This window comes from Pseudooceanicola sp. NS-SX9, from assembly GCF_057380705.1.
Window position 1 is genome coordinate 2772854 of the sequence record NZ_CM170818.1, and the last position, 17264, is coordinate 2790117.

Sequence of the window (17264 nt, forward strand, 5' to 3'; positions counted from 1 at the left end):
CTTCCCCGTCATCTGGCCATAAATACTCCGGGGGAGGCTTCCGCAGGAAGACGGGGGCAGCGCCCCCAAACAGAAGGGGCGCCCGCAGGGGCGCCCCTTCCCTTTTCCGAAACACCCGACCCTTACTTGGTGTCGGTCGACCCGGTGTCCGAGGACCCGGCATCGGGGGCGGCCTTGTCGGCGCCCTTGTCCGACCCCTGGTCGTCACCGCCGTCCAGCGGCAGGGCGACAAAGCGGGGGTCCGAGCCGCGGCGGATCAGCAGCAGGACGGATTTGCGACCGGCCTTCTTGGCATCGTCGATGCGGGCCTGCAGATCGGCCACCGCCTCGACCTTCTCCTGGCCGGCGCTGGTGATCACGTCGCCGGTGCGGATGCCCTTGGTATAGGCTTCCGACATCTCGTCGACATCGGTGACGGCCAGGCCGGTCACGTCGTCATCCAGCCCCAGCTCGGATTTCATGTCCGAGGTCAGCGGGCTCAGCGTCATGCCCATCAGGTCCGAGCTCTGGTCCTTGTCGTCACCAGGCTTTTGCTGGGCGGTCGGGGTGGCCGCTTCCGATGTCTCGCGACGACCCAGGGTGATCTTCAGCGTCTCGGTGCTGCCATTGCGCCAGACGGTGACGCGAACGGTCTTGCCGACGGCGGTGTTGCCGACCTGGCGAACCAGCTCGCGGGTGTCGGTGACGTCCTTGCCGTCAAAGTTGGTGATCACGTCACCCGACTTCATGCCGGCATCCTTCGCCGGACCATCCGGCACATCGGTGACCATCGCGCCATTGGTCGAAGCCAGGCCCATGGCATCGGCCATGTCCTTGGTCACGTCCTGGATGCGCACGCCGATCCAGCCACGGCGGGTCTCGCCGTACTGTTTCAGCTGATCGACGACCTTCGAGACCACGTTCGACGCCATCGAGAAGCCGATGCCGATCGAACCGCCGTTGGGCGACAGGATCGCGGTGTTCACGCCGATGACCTCGCCGTTCAGGTTGAACAGCGGACCGCCCGAGTTGCCGCGGTTGATGGCGGCATCGGTCTGGATGTAGTCGTCATAGGTGCCCGACAGCGCCCGGTTGCGCGCCGAAACGATGCCCGCCGTGACCGAGAAGCCCTGCCCCAGCGGGTTGCCCATCGCCATGACCCAGTCGCCGACGCGGGCCTTGTCGCTGTCGCCGAAGGTGACGAAGGGCAGCGGTTTCTTGGCATCGACCTTCAGCAGGGCGATGTCGGTGTTCGGATCGGTACCCACCAGCTTGGCGTCTTCGGTGTGGCCGTCGTAGAACTCGATCGAGATCTCGTCAGCATTCTCGATGACGTGATTGTTGGTGACGATGTAGCCATCTTCCGAGATCACGAAGCCAGACCCCAGGGCCTCGCTGCGGTGGGGTTTGCCCTTGTCCTTGTTGCGGTTCTGGAAGTCCTTGAAGAAGTCCTCGAACGGGGACCCTTCCGGCACCATGGGCATCTGGTCGTCGGTGGTGGTCACCGTGGTCGAGGTGGTGATCATCACCACCGCGGGGCTGACCTTGTCTGCCAGGTCGGCAAAGCTGTCGGGCAGCGCGCGGGCCGCCATCGTCTGACCCAGCAGCATGACGGTCGCGATCGCGCCCATCCAGAACGCCCGCAGGGCCTGCGGGGACTGGATTCGCAGGGCCGAGGCCTGTCTCATCATTCCCTTGTCTCCTTCAATCTGAAATGTCCGTTCCTGGCCCCCGGACCCGGCCGATCCCGGCCCCGGGCTGAACTGACTTTGGTTCTAATGTAGGCCCAACCGCCCGCAACACAAAGCCTATCGCGCAGCGTCAACAGGACGTGACCGCCACGTGAGAGAGCACGTCGCGACAGCTCAACCACAAGGGGCAGACCCGACCCCGGCAGACTTGCCGGAAACCCCTGATTTTTCGTAAATTTTTGCATCTCTCGGCAAGCCTTTGCCGACCCGAAAAAACCATTTCACGACACCGCACGCAAAGCGGAACGGCCCGGTCCGCCGGCCAAATCCGCAACAGACTGAAACATGCCCGCACGCCGGCTGTCGCGGGATGCGGCGCGCAAAACGAAGGGGCCGGCATGGCAGCCGGCCCCCTGAAACACGCGGTCCCGGCCCTTACTGGCCCGGCGTCGCAGCCCCGGCCTGCGGCACCAGCGAGGGGTTGCCCGCATCGCTGGCCGCCGCATCACCCGCACCGTCCTGCGGCGCGGTTTCCTGGGCGGGGTCGCTGCTGTCCGTCGCGCTGCTGCCCGTCGTGCCTGCGGTCTCGGACGTGGCGGCATCGGCGGCAGGCGCCGCGTCGATGGCCTGGGTGGGTTCGCCCACGGTGGCGCCGTTCTCGTCCATCTTCGACACTTCGTCCGCCCCGGGAATGGGCTGGTCCAGCACCGAGGGATCGAAGGGCGCGGGCTTGGCATCCGTCGGGTTGTCGGACTTCAGATACGAGAAGAACTCGCTGTCGGGCGACAGCACCATGGTCGAGCTGCTGCCCGAAAACGCCTTCCGGTAGGCATTGAGCGAGCGGTAGAAATCGAAGAACTCCGGGTCCTGGCCGAAGGCCTGGGCATAGATCGCGCTGCGCCGGGCATCGGCCTCGCCGCGGATGATCTCGGCCTTGCGGTTGGCATCCGAGACCAGCTCGACCTTTTTGCGGTCGGCCTCGGCGCGGATCTCCTGGGCGCGTTCGTTGCCGCGGGCGATCTCGTCGGCCGCCTCGCGTTCGCGCTCGGCGCGCATCCGGGCAAAGGTGGCGTCCAGGTTCTCGGTCGGCAGGTCGGTGCGTTTCAGGCGCACGTCGATCAGGTCCAGACCCAGGCCCTTGGCCTCGTCCAGCGCCGCCTCCTTGACCCGCGACATCAGCGCCGCACGGTCCGAGGACAGGATCTCGTTCGAGGTGACCGAGCCCAGGACCTCGCGCGTCTGGGCGCGCAGGATGGAATCCAGCCGCGCCTCGGCCGCCGTCAGCCCGGCACTGCCGTTGGCCTGGCGGAACTGGCGCACATCGCCGATGCGGTAGCGGGCGAAGGCATCGACCACCAGGCGGCGGTCATCCAGCGGCGTGACCTCCAGCGGGTCCATGTCGCGCGACAGGATGCGGTCGTCGTAGCGCACGACCTCCTGAATCAGCGGGATCTTGAAGTTCAGACCGGGCTGCTCCTTGACATCAACGACGCGGCCGAACTGCAGCACCAGCACCTTCTGCCGCTCGTCCACGATGTAGACAGAGGAGAACAGCAGCGCCAGCAGGACCACGGCGACGGGGACGAGAATGGTGGTTTTCTTCATGTCTCGGCCTCCTTATTTCTGCGCCGGGGCCGCGGGGGCGGATGCCTGCGGGGCCAGTTGCGGCAGCGGCAGATAGGGCAGCACGCCCGACCCCGCCTTGTCGTCGATGACCACCTTGTTCACATCGCCCAGCACGTCCTGCATGGCGTCGATGTAAAGGCGCTTGCGCGTCACCTCGGGGGCCTTGCGGTATTCGTTCAGCACGGCGATGAAGCGGCTGGCCTCGCCCTCGGCCTCGTTGACGACCTGGGCACGGTAGCCCTCGGCCTCCTGGACGACCTGGGCGGCCTCGCCGCGGGCGGCGGCGGTGACGCGGTTGGCATAGGCATCGGCCTGGTTGGTCAGCTTCTCGCGCTCCTGCTCGGCCGCCTGGACCTCGCGGAAGGCGTCGATCACCTGGGCGGGCGGATCGGCCTTGTCGAAGTTGACGCGCACGACGTGCATGCCGCTGTCGTAGCTGTCCAGCGTCGACTGGATCAGGTCGCGCAGACGGCTGGCGATGCTGCCGCGGTCGCGGTTCAGGATCGGTGCCAGGTCGGACTGGGCGATGATCTCGCGCATGGCGGATTCCGACACGGCCGAAATCGTCATCTGCGGATCGCGCAGGTTGAACAGGTACTTGGCCGGATCGGTGATGTTCCAGACCACCTGGAAGTCGATGTCGACGATGTTCTCGTCACCGGTCAGCATCAGCCCCGCGTTGGAATTGCTGGCGCCGACGCCGATGTCGACGTTGCGTTCGCGGGTGGTGGCGATGACCTCGTGGGTGACGAAGGGCCAGGGCGCAAAGTTCAGGCCCGGATCCTTGGTGGCATGGTACTTGCCCAGCAACAGCTCGACCGATTTCTCTTCGGGGCGCACGGTGTAGACCGAGGCGAACAGCCACAGCGCCACCAGCACCAGCACGCCGATGCCGATCGTCCCGCGCGAGAACAGCGGGCTGCCGCCCTCGCCCGAGGGGCCCGAAGGCTTGCGGGGGCCGCCACCGCGGCCACCCATCAGGACACGCAACTGGTCCTGCCCCTTGCGCACGAGGTCGTCGATATCCGGGATACCGTCACCGCGCCCGCCGTTGCCGGGCTTGCGCCCGTCACCGTCATTTCCGGGGGGCGTCGGACGAGATCCGCCGCCGCCGCCCCAGGGGCCGCCGTTATTGCCTGCCATGTTCTCCCCTTCCCCAAAGGTGTCGTTCGCCCCTAGCTGGGCAAACGACACGGTAATTTCAAGATCTTGTGTACGATAAGCCACAAGGTTTCGAAACCACGGAAAGCGGCATCTACCCGTAGTATCCCGGCCTAGCCCTTGGGCGTCAGGATCCGGGTCGGGTTGCGCATGGTGACCAGTTCCTCGGCGGCGGTCGGGTGCACGGCCACGGTGCGGTCGAAATCTTCCTTGGTGGCGCCCATCTTCACCGCGATGCCGGCCAGCTGGATCATCTCTCCGGCCGAGGGGCCGACGATGTGGCAGCCCAGCACGGTGCGGCTTTCCGCCGCGACCACCAGCTTCATCAGGATCTTCTGCGCGGCGGTGCCGGCAAAGCTTTGCTGCATCGGCTTGAAGGAGGTCGTGTAGATCTCCAGCGGCTCTTTGGTGGTGGCCAGCGCGTCTTCCTCCGACAGGCCCACGGTACCCAGTTCCGGCTGGGTGAAGACGGCGGTCGGGATCAGTTCGTGGTCGGGCTTGGTGGGATTGCCCTTGAAGACGGTCTCGACGAAGGCCATGCCCTCGCGGATCGCCACCGGGGTCAGCTGCACCCGGTCGGTCACGTCGCCGATGGCGTAGATCGAGGGCACGGCGGTCTGCGAGAAATCGTCGACCAGGATCTGGCCCTTGGCGCCCATCGGCACCTCGGCCGCCGCAAGGCCCAGACCGTCGGTGTTGGGCTTGCGGCCGGTGGCGAAGATCACCGCGTCGAAGGCATGGGTCGCGCCGTCGGTGGCGGTCGCGACGATCTCGGCGCCGCTTTGCGCCAGCGCGGTCACGTCGATGCCGGTGCGCAGGTCGATGCCGGCGGTCTGCATCTCGGTCGCGATCAGGGTGCGGGCCTCGTCATCGAAGCCGCGCAGCACCTGCTCGCCGCGGTAGAACAGCGTCACGTCGCAGCCCAGCCCGTTGAGGATGCCGGCGAATTCGCAACCGATATAGCCGCCGCCGACGATCAGCACGCGCTTCGGCAGGACCTCCATGTGGAAGATGTCATCCGAAACGAGGCCCAGCTCGGCGCCGGGGATCGCGGGGCGCACGGGGCGGCCGCCGGTGGCGATCAGGATGTGCTTGGCGGTCTTCGTGGTGCCATCGGCCAGGGTGATGGTATGGGCATCGGCCAGGGTGGCGCGCTGGTGGAATTTCTCGACGCCCGAGCCGTCCAGCAGGCGCTGGTAGACACCTTCGAGGCGGTCGAGTTCCGCGTTCAGCTTGGCCTTGAAGGCCTCCCAGTCAAAGCCGTTTTCCTGGATGTCCCAGCCATAGGCGCGGCCCTCGGCGGCCATGCGGCCATAGCCCGAGGCGAAGACCATCAGCTTTTTCGGCACGCAGCCGCGAATGACGCAGGTGCCGCCATAGCGGCTTTCCTCGGCGATGGCGACGCGGGCGCCTTCGGCGGCGGCCACGCGGGCGGCGCGCACGCCCCCCGAGCCTGCGCCGATCACGAAGAGATCATAGTCGAAACTCATGCTGGGCTCCTTGTCCGGGTGGCCGCCTTCGGGAGGGAGGATGCGGGCGGCCCTTAGTTCAGTTGCCGAGGGTGGCGAAGACGGCGTCCAGGTCGAACTGGCGCTCGTCGATGCTGCCGGTGGCGATGTCGCGGGTCTCGGTGCGGCCATCGGCATGGCCGATGACGACCGCATCGCAGATGTCGATGAAAAGGCCGTTTTCCACCACGCCGGGGATCTGGTTCATCACCATGGCCAGCTGGCGGGCATCCCCGATGCGGCGCAGGTGCAGGTCGAGGATGCAGTTGCCCTCGTCCGTGCGATAGGGTTTGTCGCCATCCATGCGCAGCACCGCCTCGCGGCCGGCCACGTCGAGCGAGGTCAGCGCCTGTTCGACCAGGGTGCGGGTGGCGGTCAGGCCGAAGTCCAGAACCTCCAGCGGCAGCGGGAAGGCCCCGAGGGTCGTGACCTCTTTCGAGGCGTCGGCGATGACGACCATGCGGTCCGAGGCCGTGGCCACGACCTTTTCCTGCAGATGCGCGCCGCCGCCGCCCTTGATCAGGTTCAGATCGGCGTCGAATTCGTCGGCCCCGTCGATGGTCAGGTCGAGCCACTTTGCCTCGTTCAGCGAGACGACCTTGATGCCGAGGGCGCGGGCCTGTTCGGCGGTGCGCGTCGAGGTGGGCACGGTGGTCACCCGCAGGCCTTCGTCGCGGATGCGGGCGGCCAGGCAGCGCACCATCCAGGCGGCAGTGCTGCCGGTGCCGAGGCCGAGGCGCATGCCGTCCTCGACAAAGTCCACGGCGCGGCGGGCGGTGGCGAACTTGGCGCGGTCGGCGGGGGAGAGGTCGAGGGTCATGGCGGTCTCCGAAAGCTTTGGGCGGGTTTATAGGTAGAACGCGCGGGCGATGCGAGGGGGGAAACGCGCCGGAGGACGGGTGGGATGTGCGCGGGTGAACGGCGCGGGCCAGCCCGCACCGTGCCTCCGGCGGCCGTATTTGAGGGAAAGATGAAAGGGCGGGAACGGGCGGAGGGCGCCTCCGGCGGGCATATTTGGGGAAAGATGAAAGGGGCGGCGCTGTCGTGGCGGCAGGGGTCGCTTTTGGGGATGTGGGCGGCGCCGGGGCGGATAGGGTGGATGCGCTTGCTGGAGGTTTGTGCATGTTCCTGTCCGTCTTCGAGATCTTCAAGATCGGCATCGGGCCGTCGTCATCGCACACAATGGGGCCGATGGTGGCGGCGGGGCGGTTCCTGGACCGGCTGCGGGCGGCGCCGTTCCGGGCGGCGCGGCTGCGCGCGGTGCTGCATGGGTCGCTGGCGTTCACCGGTAAGGGCCATGCCACCGACCGGGCGGTGATCCTGGGGCTGGCGGGTTTCGTGCTGGAGCGGTTCGACGCCGGAAAGGCCGAGGCCGAGCTGGTGCGGATCGCGGTCGAGAAGGTCCTGCGGCCGGACGGATTGCCGGAGGTGGCCTTCGATCCCGGGCGGGACCTGGTCTTTGACTATGAACGCGCCCTGCCCGGCCATCCGAACGGGATGCGGATCGAGGCGCTGGACGCCCAGGGCGACGTGATCCTGTCGGAGGTCTATTATTCCGTCGGTGGCGGCTTTGTGCTGACCGAGGCGGAGCTGGAGGCCGGGCAGGCCGTGGCCGAGGGGCCGCCGGTGCCCTATCCGTTCAAATCCGCGGCCGAGATGCTGGACATGGCGCGGGCCTCGGGGTTGAGCATCGCGCAGATGAAGGCCGCCAACGAGGCGGCGCGGGGGCGGCCGGACGTGTCTTCGGGGATCGCGCAGATCTGGCAGGTGATGTCGGAGTGCATCGACCGCGGCCTGCAGGGCGAGGGGCAGCTGCCCGGGGGGCTGGCGGTGCGGCGGCGGGCCGGGGGGCTGCATCAGCAGCTGAAGGCCGAGGCCGGGCAGAACCTGGCGCCGCCGCATGTCGTGAACGACTGGATCAGCTGCTATGCCATGGCGGTGAACGAGGAAAACGCCGCCGGGGGCCGGGTGGTGACGGCGCCCACCAACGGGGCCTCGGGGGTGCTGCCGGCGGTGGTGCGCTACTGGCTGGGCCATGTGCCGACCGCCAGCCGCGACCGGCTGACCGAATTCTTCCTGACCGCCGCCGCGATCGGCGGGCTGGTCAAGTACAATGCCTCGATTTCCGGGGCCGAGGCGGGCTGTCAGGCCGAGGTGGGCAGCGCCTCTGCAATGGCGGCGGCGGGGCTGTGCGCGGTGATGGGCGGCACGCCCGAGCAGATCGAGAACGCCGCCGAGATCGCGCTGGAGCATCACCTGGGGATGACCTGCGATCCGGTGAAGGGTCTGGTGCAGGTGCCCTGCATCGAGCGCAACGGGCTGGGCGCCATCAAGGCGGTCAGCGCGGCAAGCCTGGCGCTGCGCGGCGACGGGCGCCATTTCGTGCCGCTGGACGCCTGCATCGAGACGATGCGCCAGACCGGCCGCGACATGCACGAACACTACAAGGAGACCTCGCTGGGCGGGCTTGCGGTGAACGTGCCGAACTGCTGATCAGTCCCAGGTGGCGGGGGTGGCCAGCAGCTGGGCGCCGACCTCTTCCAGGGCGGCGACCGGCATCAGAACCAGCATCCTGGGCGCATCCATCCGCAGCCGCAGCGGCCCGCTGATCCGGTTCGAGGTCCCGACGCGGGCATCGGGCGCAAAGGCGATGCCGTCGATCGGCCATTCCAGCCCCTGCGACGTGCCGCCGACCGGCCCCAGCGGCCAGAGCGAGAACCGCTCGCCCCGGGGGCGGTCCAGCGCCAGCTCGGGCGGGCAGAGGAAGACCAGGTCCTCGGGGCCGGCCAGCAGGCAGCGCCGCGCCGGATAGCGCGCCAGCACCGTCAGCGCCGCCAGCATGTGATCGGCGCGCTGCCCCAGAAAGCCGGTGCCCAGGATCAGCGGCGCCTCGATGCGCGACAGGCATTTCTCGAAATCGGTGCTGTCCTGCTCGGTGATGCGAAAGATGCGTTCCGGCGGCAGGCGGCGCATCCGCGTGACCGAAAGGGAATCCATGTCGCCGATCACCGCATCGGGCATCCGGCCGCGGCGCAACAGCCAGTCGGCGCCGCCATCCGCCGCAGCCACCGGCCCGCAGAGCGACAGGATGCGTTCGGCCACCTTGGCCGGCACGTCCCCGCCCCCGATCAGCGCCACGGGGCCTGCGCTTTCCATCACCGCTTCCAGAGTTTTTCCCCCGTGATAAATTGAACGGTAACCACATTCTCGTCACAAAAGGAGAGCCTGCTGGATAGAATCGGACCATGAGGTCGGAACGCGGCAGGCGCAGGGGGGGGTGACGGCCCCCCGCTGTCGGTAGCGTCAGTTGGATCGGGAAGTAAAGTGGCTGACCAGCGGAAGATCCTGACCGTGTCCTACGGAACCTTCTCCTGCACGCTGGAGGGGTTCGAGGATGCGTTCGGTGCCATGACGGCGATCGCGGAATATTTCCGCGACCTGTCGGCGCGCGACCGCCACTTCGGGGCGGAACCGCCGCCGCCGGATCCCCAGGTGCTGGCGGCGCTGGCCGCGCGCAGCCTGGCGATGCCCGTCCATGGCGAGGAAGTGCCCGGCGGCCTGGTGCTGCGCCGGGACGCCCCACCGCCGCCCGCCGATCCGATCACCCACGACTTCGAGGAATGGCAGCTGTTCGCCCCGCCGCCGGGCCCGCACCGGGCCCGTGATCGCGGATGCCGGCTGAAGCTGTCGCCGGTCACGCCCCAGGCCGTGGACCCGCGTGCCGCCCGGGCCCGCCGGGTGCCGCTGCCGCGCGAAGATGCCATGGCCGAGCCCGCCTGGCCGGTCGCCACAGCGCCCCTTGCCACGCCCAAGGCGGATCCTGCGCCAGAGCCGACTGAGACGGCGCCAAGTGCCCCGGCGCCGGACGCCGCGCCCGAACCATCTGCCGCCTTGCCCGAAGCGGCGTCCGATGCAGCACCGCTGCAACCGCAGGCCGGGACTGAGGAGATTGCCCTGCCCGCCTCCGCACCAGCCGTTGAACCGGCGCCCGACGTGGAGGCAGCCGACCCTGACCTGCCGTCACAGGCCGATCAGGGGCCTGCGGCCATGTCGACGCAGAACGCTGACGCCAAAGACGAAGACGAAGACGAAGACGAAGACGAAGACGAAGACGAAGACGAAGACGAAGACGAAGACGAATTGGCGGATCCCGCCGCGCCCGCCCCGGCAAGCGGAAATCCGGCTGTGGCACAGGAAACCCTTCCGTCGCTTGCCCCGACGCTGCTGGAGCGCCTCGCCCAGGCCGAGGCCGCCGATTCCATCACCTGGTCCGAGGATTTCCTGCCGCCCGCCTCGGCCCCCCGGCCCTCGGCGGAGGGCACCAGCGAGCTGGAGCGTGAACTGGCGGCCCTCTCGGAGGAGATCCGCGGCACCGGCCTGAGCGCGGTGCTGAAGGCGCTGCCGCCGGTGCGCGGCGAAACGCCCTCCGAGGCCGCCCTGCCCCCCGCCACCGGCACCGCCGGCCCGGAATTCGACCGCATTCTGCGCGAAACCGCCGAGCATCACGAGGAAGACGGCGCCGCCCGTCGCCGCGCCACCCTGGCGGCGCTGCGCACCGCCGCCGATGCCGGCGAGGCCCCGGCCGCAAGCGATCCCTCGGGACCTTACCGGGCCGATCTGGCCCAGGCCGTGCGGCCCTCGGCCACGCATCCGCCGCTCAAGCTGGTGGCGGAACAGCGTGTCACCGAACAGCCCGCCCTGCCCCCCGCCTTCCCCGATTACGCGGCCGAGGTCGGCGCCCGCGACGTGCCCGCCCTGCTGCAGGCCGCCGCCTGCTACCTGGTGCTGATCCTGGGGCGCGAGGCCTTCTCGCGCACGCAGCTGATGGGACGGGTGCGGCAGGTCATCGGTGACGGTTTCGACAAGGAAGAGGGGCTGCGCCTGTTCGGCGCACTGGTCCGCGAGGGGCGGATCCTGCGCAGCGGCACCGGCGTCTTCACGATCTCGGAAAGCACCCTGTTCCGTCCCGAAACCGCCGCAGCCGAATAACCCCGGCCGCGAAGCCCCTTGCACCGCCGCACGGCCCGTGTCTTATGACAGCATGACCCACGCCCGCCTGACCCCGCTTGCCGCCGCCCTGCCCTCTACCGTGCCCTTCGTCGGCCCCGAGGAAATGGAGCGTTCGCGCGGCGGGCCGTTCACCGCAAGGCTGGGCGCGAATGAGAACGGCTTTGGCCCCTCGCCGCGCGCCATCGCCGCGATGCAGGATGCGGCCCAAGGCATCTGGATGTACGGCGATCCGACCAGCCACGATCTGCGCGCGGCCCTTGCCCGGCACTGGGACTGCGCCCCCGGGAACATCGTGGTGGGCCAGGGCATCGACGGGCTGCTGGGCGATCTGGTGCGCCTGACGGTGGGTCCGGGCGACAGCATCGTCACCTCTTACGGCGGCTATCCGACCTTCAACTACCATGTCGCGGGCTTTGGCGGGCAGATCCACACCGTCCCCTACCAGGGCGACCACGAGGACCTGCCGGCGCTGCTGGCACGCGCGGCCGAGGTCGATGCCAAGCTGGTCTATTTCGCCAATCCCGACAATCCGATGGGCAGCTACATCCCCGGCGCGCAGATCCTGGCCGCGCTGGACGCCCTGCCCCAGGGCACGCTGCTGATCCTTGACGAGGCCTATGGCGAACTGGCCCCCGAGGACGCCCTGCTGCCGCTGCCCATCGACGATCCGCGGGTGATCCGGATGCGGACCTTCTCGAAGGGCTACGGCATGGCGGGCGCGCGCGTCGGCTATGCGATGGGCGATGCCGCGCTGATCCAGGCCTTCGACAAGGTGCGCAACCATTTCGGCATGAACCGGATGGCGCAGGTCGGCGCGCTGGCGGCGCTGCAGGATCAGGACTGGCTGCAGCATATCCGCACCGAGGTCGCCTCGGCCCGCGCGCGGATCGCCGGGATCGCCGCGGCGCATGGCATGACCGCCCTGCCCTCGGCCACGAATTTCGTCGCGGTCGACTGCGGCGGTGACGGGGACCGCGCCCGGGCGCTGGTCGCGGCCTTCGCGGCCGAAGGGATCTTCATGCGGATGCCCGGCGTTGCGCCGCAGAACCGCTGCATCCGGATCTCCTGCGGGCCCGAAGCAGACCTGGACGCGCTGGAAGCGGCCTTCCCGAAGGCCCTGGCCCGGATCGCCACCCCGGCCTGAACGCGACCACCGCCCCCAGGGGGGGGACATGGGGACGCGCGGGCACCTTGATCGCATTGCAGAACGTCCACGTTCCGGCGCGGATCCCCCGTTGCAAGATGCCGCGCCTCGGCGAGGGGAAAAGCGCGGGCATCGAAGACATGCCCCCTTGGGAGGCGGTGTGATCGTCCCGCCTGCGCTCCCACGTCTGTCGCGCCTGCCCGCCCGCGTCGCGGGGCGCGTCGCACTCGGTGACGGCCCCCTGCCACGGATACCCCGGGGCCCCTGCCGGACGGGTCCCCGCCAGATCGGCACCGACCGCCCGGCAATCCTGCAACGGCGGGGTCGCGCAACGTCAGGATGTATCCGGTCTGGACGCCGCACGCCGGCAGGCTAAACCCTGACGCGAGGGAGGCCAGTCGCAGGAACAGATCCATGCCGCATGTCCGCCCGCCCCTTGCCGGGGCCGCCCCGAACTATACCACGCCCGTGCTGGTGATGACCTTCGTCAACCTGCTGTGGATGCTGGGCGCCGTCTGGGCCGCCTGGGGCATCCAGTGGGTCTTGGCCGCAGCCTATGTGCTGAACCTGGCGATCAGCTGGCTGGCACGTCGCCGGGCGCAAACCCGGCGACGCGGTTTTTCCGCCTGAAAATCAGGCAGCCGCCACCACGGCCGCTGCGGCATCAAGGCCGCCCTGCCCATGCGGGATCTGCAGTGCGGTCAGACCGGCCTCGATCACGCCAAGCGCCCCCAGCACCATATGCGCGTTCAGATGGCCCATGTGGCCAATGCGGAAGAAGCCGGTGCCGGCGGGATCCTCTGGCGTCGACATGCCCAGGCCCAGCCCCAGCGTCAGCCCGGCGCTGTCGGCGGTCCAGCGGCGCAGCTTGTCGCCCATGCCGGTGCCCACCCCAAGCGCCGTCACCGCATGGCTGCGCAGCGCGCGGTCGCGGATATTGAGGCGCAGCGCCCCGCCCTGTTCCCAGACCTCGCAGGCGGCCCAGATGGTCGAGGCCAGCGTTGCCTGACGCGCCCAGACGTTTTCCAGCCCCTCGTCCTTGATCAGGTCCAGCGCCGCGCGCAGGCCCAGCAGGTGGTGGGTGGGCGCGGTGCCGCCGAAGTAGTTGTAGAAGAACTCGGGCTGGGACCGCGGCTGCCAGTCCCAGTAGCGCGACACGCGGGGCATCCGGGCGCGGGCCTCGGCGGCGCGGTCGTTGAAGAAGACAAAGCCCAGACCCGGCGGCGTCATCAGCCCCTTCTGCGAGGCCGAGACCATCACGTCGATGCCCCAGGCGTCCATCTCGAAGCGCTCGACCCCGAGGGAGGCCACGCAATCGGCCATCAGCAGCGCCGGGTGGTCCAGATCGTCCAGCAGCCGGCGCAGCATCGTCGGATCATTGCGCACCGAGCTGGCCGTATCGACATGGCTGAACATCACCGCCTTGACGGCATGGGCCTTGTCGGCGGCCAGGACCTCGGCCAGGCGCGTGGGGTCGATGGTCGCGGCGGTGCCGAATTCGACGATCTCGACCTCGATCCCCAGGCCCTCGGCCATGTCGGCCCAGCCATGGGCAAAACGCCCCGTCGAGGGCACCAGCACCTTGTCGCCGGGCGCCAGCACGTTCGACAGCGCCGCTTCCCAGGCGCCGTGGCCATTGGCGATGTAGATCGCCGCGTGGTGCCGGGTGCGGGCCACGTCGCGCAGATCGGGAATCAGGGTTTCGGTCATGCGGACCAGCTCGCCCTCGTAGATATTGGGCGCGGGCACATGCATCGCCTGCAGCACCGCATCCGGCATGACGGAGGGACCGGGGATGGCAAGATACGGGCGGCCGCGGGCGAGGCTCATGGAATTGTCCTTTCAGGATAAGTCGATCTGCCGGCGTTCCGGCGGCCGAAGCATTAGCCAGCGCTGGCGCAAGGTCAATCCGCGCCGCCTGCACGGGCGCCGCCACGGTAACTATACCCTGAGACGAGCCGTCGCTGCACACCCGTAAAGCTTGCCACAAGGGGGTCTGCTCGCCTAAACCGATATGGACCTTTCCCGCCACAGCGAGACAGCCAGATGATGATCGTGCGAAAGTTCAGTGCCTGGGAACGCAGCAAACGGGCCCATTTCAACACTGACCTCTCGACCCCCGAAAATCGCCGCAAGGCCGAGGTCTACAACCTTTGGTTCGATCACGGCATCCTGCGCCGGGCCTGGACCAACTATTTCACCGTGGCGCCGGGCGTTTATCGCAGCAACCACCCCTGCCGCCACCGCCTGCTCAAGATCAAGGCCCATGGCGTGAACACGGTGCTGAACCTGCGCGGCCGCGGCACCTCGGCACATTTCCTGACCGAGGAAGAGAACTGCGCGCTGCTGGGGCTGAACTTTTACGTTTGCCGGCTGAAGGCCCGCCACGCCGCGCCCCGCGAAGACATTCTGGATCTGATCGAGACTTTCCGTAGCCTGCCGCGACCCTTCGTGATGCATTGCAAATCCGGCGCAGACCGGGCAGGGTTCGCCTCTGCTGTCTACCTGATGGCAATCGAAGGCCAACCCGTTGAAAAGGCTCGCCATATGCTATCCATGCGCTACATGCACTTCCGCTGGACACGAACCGGTGTGCTGGACCACATCCTGGACGTTTATGCCGCCCGCACTGCCCGCTCGCCCATCGCATTCGAATCCTGGGTTGCCACGGAATACGATTCCGAGGCCATCCAGCGCGAATTCGACGGCATGAGCTTCCGGCAGCGCATGGGCTGGCGACAATGACCGGGGCAAAAGAGCCCGCAAAACCCGCCCCGCCCCAAAGATCCGAAACCGCAGGCCAGCTGACGCTCTGGCTGTGGAAGATCTATCTGCGCGGTTATCTGTGGCAACTGCTGCTGGCCCTGCTGCTGATGACGGTCGAGGGCTCGATGCTGGGCGCGCTGTCGTGGATCATGAAGCCGATGTTCGACACCGTCTTCATCCAGGGCCATTCCGGTGCCATCGTCTGGGTGGGCGCCGCGATCCTGGGGATCTTCACCGTCCGCGCCATGTCGGCTATCGGCCAGCGGGCGCTGCTGTCGCATATCTCGCAGAATAGCGCCGCCAAGCTGCGCAAGGACCTGCTGGCGCAGATGATGCGGCAGGACACGACCTTTCACCAGACCCACCCGCCGGGCTTCCTACTGCAGCGGATCCAGAGCGACGTGAACTCGATCAACCAGATCTGGGCGGCGATCCTGACGGGCGCGGGGCGCGATGTCATGTCGATCTTCATCCTGATGGGGGTCGCGATCTCGGTCGACTGGCGCTGGACGCTGGTGGCGCTGATCGGCCTGCCGGTGCTGCTGGCGCCTTCGGTCGTGGTGCAGAAATTCGTCCGCGCCCGCGCCCGCGAGGCCCGCGACATTGGTGCCGCGCTCTCGACCCGGCTGGACGAGATCTTTCACGGCATCGTACCGGTCAAGCTGAACCGGCTTGAGGCGCACCAGTCGGACCGCTTCGGCGGCCTGGCCGACACCATGGTCGAGGCCGAGGTCCGTGCCACCATGGGGGCCGCCACCATCCCCGCGCTGGTCGACATCATGGCGGGCCTGGGCTTTCTGGGCGTCGTCGTCTTCGGTGGCCGCGAGATCATCGAGGGCACCAAGACCGTCGGCCAGTTCATGTCGTTCTTCACCGCCATCGGCCTGGTCTTCGAACCGCTGCGCCGGTTGGGCAACGTCAGCGGCACCTGGCAGGCCGCCGCCGCCGCGATCGAACGCATCAAGGAGCTGATGGCGACCGAACCCTCGATCGTCTCGCCGCCCAATCCCCTGCCCGCGCCCACCGGCATCCCCGGCGTCGCGCTGGAGAACGTCCGCCTGTCCTATGGCGAGACCGAGGTGCTGCGCGGCCTCAGCTTTACCGCCGAACCGGGCAAGACGACCGCGCTGGTGGGCGCCTCGGGGGCGGGCAAGTCGACGGTGTTCAACCTGCTGACGCGGCTGGTCGATCCGCAGGGCGGCGACGTCCTGGTGGGCGGCACCCGGGTCGACCAGATGGATCTGGGCGGCCTGAGGGACCTGTTCTCGGTGGTCAGCCAGGATGCGCTGCTGTTCGACGAGACGCTGCGCGACAACATCTGCCTGGGCCGCACCGACGTGTCGGATGAAAAGCTGCAGGCGGCGCTGGATGCGGCCCATGTCAGCGACTTCGTGGCGACGCTGCCGCTGGGGCTGGAAACTCGCGTCGGTCCGCGCGGCTCGGCGCTGTCAGGGGGCCAGCGGCAACGGGTGGCGATCGCCCGCGCGCTGCTGCGCGACACCCCGATCCTGCTGCTGGACGAGGCGACCTCGGCGCTGGATGCGCAATCCGAAGCGCTGGTCCAGGAGGCGCTGGACCGCCTGGCCGAAGGCCGCACCACGCTGGTCATCGCACACCGGCTGTCGACCGTGCGCGGTGCCGACAAGATCGTCGTGATGGAGGCCGGCGTCGCCGTCGACCAGGGCACCCATGACGAGCTGCTGGCGCGCGGCGGGCTTTATGCCCACCTGCACGGCCTTCAGTTCCGCAGCGGTGCCGAGCGTGCCGAGACCGCGGCCCTGGCCAAGATGCGCCGGGCCGAGGCCCAGGGCGATGCCGACGACAGCGTGATCAAGCGGCTGGCACAGACGATCTTCCCGCGCTGATCCGCGCGGGAAGCACCACCGGCCTTTGCCCGAGCGTGCGCAGCAGCATGCGCTCGGGCGCGGGCACATCGGCAAAGCCCCCGGCCCGGCCATAGTCGGCCGCCCGCAGCAGCAGCCCGTGTTCGGGCCGCGCCGGGGTCAGCCAGCGGCGCAGCCCCGGCGCGCATGGCGCAAAGATCGCCGGGGTTTCCTGCCCCAGATGCGCGATCACCGCCTCGGCCCAGCCGGAATCCGGCAGCGCGCCCATCGGCAGGAACAGCAGCCATTCGCCCCGCGCCACCTCGGCCCCCTTCGCCATCCAGGCGCCGCGCCCGCCCGTGGCCTGGACGAATTCCGCCCCCAGTTCCTCGGCGATCAGGGGCGTGTCGTCGCTGGATCCGCCATCCGCCAGGATCAGCTCTCGCAGCAGGCCCAGCTGGACGGCCTCGAACAGGGCGGCCGCCTGCTGCGCCAGCTGCGCCTGTCCGTTGCGGCAGGTCACGATCACCGAGAGTTTCGCGCGCATGGCACCCCT

At 68.6% G+C, this 17264-nt stretch carries 14 protein-coding genes; 6 read left to right on the plus strand and 8 right to left on the minus strand.

Annotation, left to right across the window (positions count from 1 at the left end):
- Positions 1-122: 122 nt before the first annotated feature.
- The 5 genes from AC2ITM_RS13150 to rpiA all read right to left on the minus strand — a co-directional run bounded on the left by AC2ITM_RS13150 (position 123) and on the right by rpiA (position 6785).
- Complete coding sequence (locus tag AC2ITM_RS13150) at positions 123-1670, minus strand: DegQ family serine endoprotease (RefSeq protein WP_486467085.1); 1548 nt, start codon at positions 1668-1670, stop codon at positions 123-125.
- A gap of 435 nt (positions 1671-2105) precedes the next feature.
- On the minus strand, positions 2106-3275 hold the full coding sequence (gene hflC / locus AC2ITM_RS13155) for a protease modulator HflC (protein WP_486467086.1): 1170 nt from the start codon (positions 3273-3275) through the stop codon (positions 2106-2108).
- Positions 3276-3287: 12 nt separating this feature from the next.
- Entirely contained in the window at positions 3288-4439 is a 1152-nt protein-coding gene (hflK, locus tag AC2ITM_RS13160) for an FtsH protease activity modulator HflK (RefSeq protein WP_486467087.1), read from the minus strand.
- Between the two features lie 131 nt (positions 4440-4570).
- Positions 4571-5947, minus strand: a complete 1377-nt coding sequence (gor, locus tag AC2ITM_RS13165) for a glutathione-disulfide reductase (protein ID WP_486467088.1) — start codon at positions 5945-5947, stop codon at positions 4571-4573.
- A gap of 58 nt (positions 5948-6005) precedes the next feature.
- A complete protein-coding gene (gene rpiA / locus AC2ITM_RS13170; RefSeq protein ID WP_486467089.1) occupies positions 6006-6785 on the minus strand; it encodes a ribose-5-phosphate isomerase RpiA in 780 nt (259 codons plus the stop codon).
- 302 nt (positions 6786-7087) lie between these two features.
- On the opposite strand from rpiA, the gene AC2ITM_RS13175 reads away from it, so the two are divergent.
- Positions 7088-8458, plus strand: a complete 1371-nt coding sequence (locus AC2ITM_RS13175; RefSeq protein WP_486467090.1) for an L-serine ammonia-lyase — start codon at positions 7088-7090, stop codon at positions 8456-8458.
- Here the strand turns inward: AC2ITM_RS13175 and AC2ITM_RS13180 are convergent, their stop codons facing one another.
- Positions 8459-9121, minus strand: coding sequence for a thiamine diphosphokinase (locus AC2ITM_RS13180; protein ID WP_486467091.1), 663 nt, complete (start codon positions 9119-9121; stop codon positions 8459-8461). It lies immediately after the preceding gene.
- 168 nt (positions 9122-9289) lie between these two features.
- Here AC2ITM_RS13180 and AC2ITM_RS13185 point away from each other — a divergent pair, with 168 nt between their 5' ends.
- The 3 genes from AC2ITM_RS13185 to AC2ITM_RS13195 all read left to right on the plus strand — a co-directional run bounded on the left by AC2ITM_RS13185 (position 9290) and on the right by AC2ITM_RS13195 (position 12749).
- Positions 9290-10954 (plus strand): hypothetical protein, encoded by a 1665-nt coding sequence (locus AC2ITM_RS13185; RefSeq protein WP_486467092.1) that lies wholly within the window; start codon positions 9290-9292, stop codon positions 10952-10954.
- 52 nt (positions 10955-11006) lie between these two features.
- The gene (locus tag AC2ITM_RS13190) at positions 11007-12119 is read left to right on the plus strand and encodes a pyridoxal phosphate-dependent aminotransferase (protein ID WP_486467093.1); all 1113 of its coding nucleotides are present in this window, start codon (positions 11007-11009) and stop codon (positions 12117-12119) included.
- Positions 12120-12533: 414 nt separating this feature from the next.
- A complete protein-coding gene (locus AC2ITM_RS13195) occupies positions 12534-12749 on the plus strand; it encodes a hypothetical protein (RefSeq protein WP_486467094.1) in 216 nt (71 codons plus the stop codon).
- Between the two features lie 3 nt (positions 12750-12752).
- Here the strand turns inward: AC2ITM_RS13195 and AC2ITM_RS13200 are convergent, their stop codons facing one another.
- Positions 12753-13949, minus strand: a complete 1197-nt coding sequence (locus AC2ITM_RS13200) for a pyridoxal-phosphate-dependent aminotransferase family protein (RefSeq protein ID WP_486467095.1) — start codon at positions 13947-13949, stop codon at positions 12753-12755.
- Between the two features lie 216 nt (positions 13950-14165).
- Here AC2ITM_RS13200 and AC2ITM_RS13205 point away from each other — a divergent pair, with 216 nt between their 5' ends.
- Both AC2ITM_RS13205 and AC2ITM_RS13210 read left to right on the plus strand, forming a co-directional pair.
- Complete coding sequence (locus tag AC2ITM_RS13205) at positions 14166-14864, plus strand: tyrosine-protein phosphatase (RefSeq protein ID WP_486467096.1); 699 nt, start codon at positions 14166-14168, stop codon at positions 14862-14864.
- Entirely contained in the window at positions 14861-16750 is a 1890-nt protein-coding gene (locus tag AC2ITM_RS13210) for an ABC transporter ATP-binding protein (protein ID WP_486467097.1), read from the plus strand. Before AC2ITM_RS13205 ends, AC2ITM_RS13210 begins: the two co-directional genes overlap by 4 nt.
- Here the strand turns inward: AC2ITM_RS13210 and AC2ITM_RS13215 are convergent.
- Positions 16716-17255 (minus strand): glycosyltransferase, encoded by a 540-nt coding sequence (locus tag AC2ITM_RS13215; protein WP_486467098.1) that lies wholly within the window; start codon positions 17253-17255, stop codon positions 16716-16718. The two genes, AC2ITM_RS13210 and AC2ITM_RS13215, sit on opposite strands and share 35 nt — an antisense overlap.
- Positions 17256-17264 lie beyond the last annotated feature (9 nt).

What these genes read in the sequence shown, in the direction of transcription:
- hflC (WP_486467086.1), bottom strand. Translation starts at nt 3,275, where the DNA reads ATGAAGAAAACCACCATTCTCGTCCCCGTCGCCGTGGTCCTGCTGGCG.
- AC2ITM_RS13205 (WP_486467096.1), top strand. Translation starts at nt 14,166, where the DNA reads ATGATGATCGTGCGAAAGTTCAGTGCCTGGGAACGCAGCAAACGGGCC.
- AC2ITM_RS13200 (WP_486467095.1), bottom strand. Translation starts at nt 13,949, where the DNA reads ATGAGCCTCGCCCGCGGCCGCCCGTATCTTGCCATCCCCGGTCCCTCC.
- AC2ITM_RS13150 (WP_486467085.1), bottom strand. Translation starts at nt 1,670, where the DNA reads ATGATGAGACAGGCCTCGGCCCTGCGAATCCAGTCCCCGCAGGCCCTG.
- AC2ITM_RS13215 (WP_486467098.1), bottom strand. Translation starts at nt 17,255, where the DNA reads ATGCGCGCGAAACTCTCGGTGATCGTGACCTGCCGCAACGGACAGGCG.
- AC2ITM_RS13180 (WP_486467091.1), bottom strand. Translation starts at nt 9,121, where the DNA reads ATGGAAAGCGCAGGCCCCGTGGCGCTGATCGGGGGCGGGGACGTGCCG.
- AC2ITM_RS13175 (WP_486467090.1), top strand. Translation starts at nt 7,088, where the DNA reads ATGTTCCTGTCCGTCTTCGAGATCTTCAAGATCGGCATCGGGCCGTCG.
- AC2ITM_RS13195 (WP_486467094.1), top strand. Translation starts at nt 12,534, where the DNA reads ATGCCGCATGTCCGCCCGCCCCTTGCCGGGGCCGCCCCGAACTATACC.
- AC2ITM_RS13190 (WP_486467093.1), top strand. Translation starts at nt 11,007, where the DNA reads ATGACCCACGCCCGCCTGACCCCGCTTGCCGCCGCCCTGCCCTCTACC.
- hflK (WP_486467087.1), bottom strand. Translation starts at nt 4,439, where the DNA reads ATGGCAGGCAATAACGGCGGCCCCTGGGGCGGCGGCGGCGGATCTCGT.
- AC2ITM_RS13210 (WP_486467097.1), top strand. Translation starts at nt 14,861, where the DNA reads ATGACCGGGGCAAAAGAGCCCGCAAAACCCGCCCCGCCCCAAAGATCC.
- rpiA (WP_486467089.1), bottom strand. Translation starts at nt 6,785, where the DNA reads ATGACCCTCGACCTCTCCCCCGCCGACCGCGCCAAGTTCGCCACCGCC.
- gor (WP_486467088.1), bottom strand. Translation starts at nt 5,947, where the DNA reads ATGAGTTTCGACTATGATCTCTTCGTGATCGGCGCAGGCTCGGGGGGC.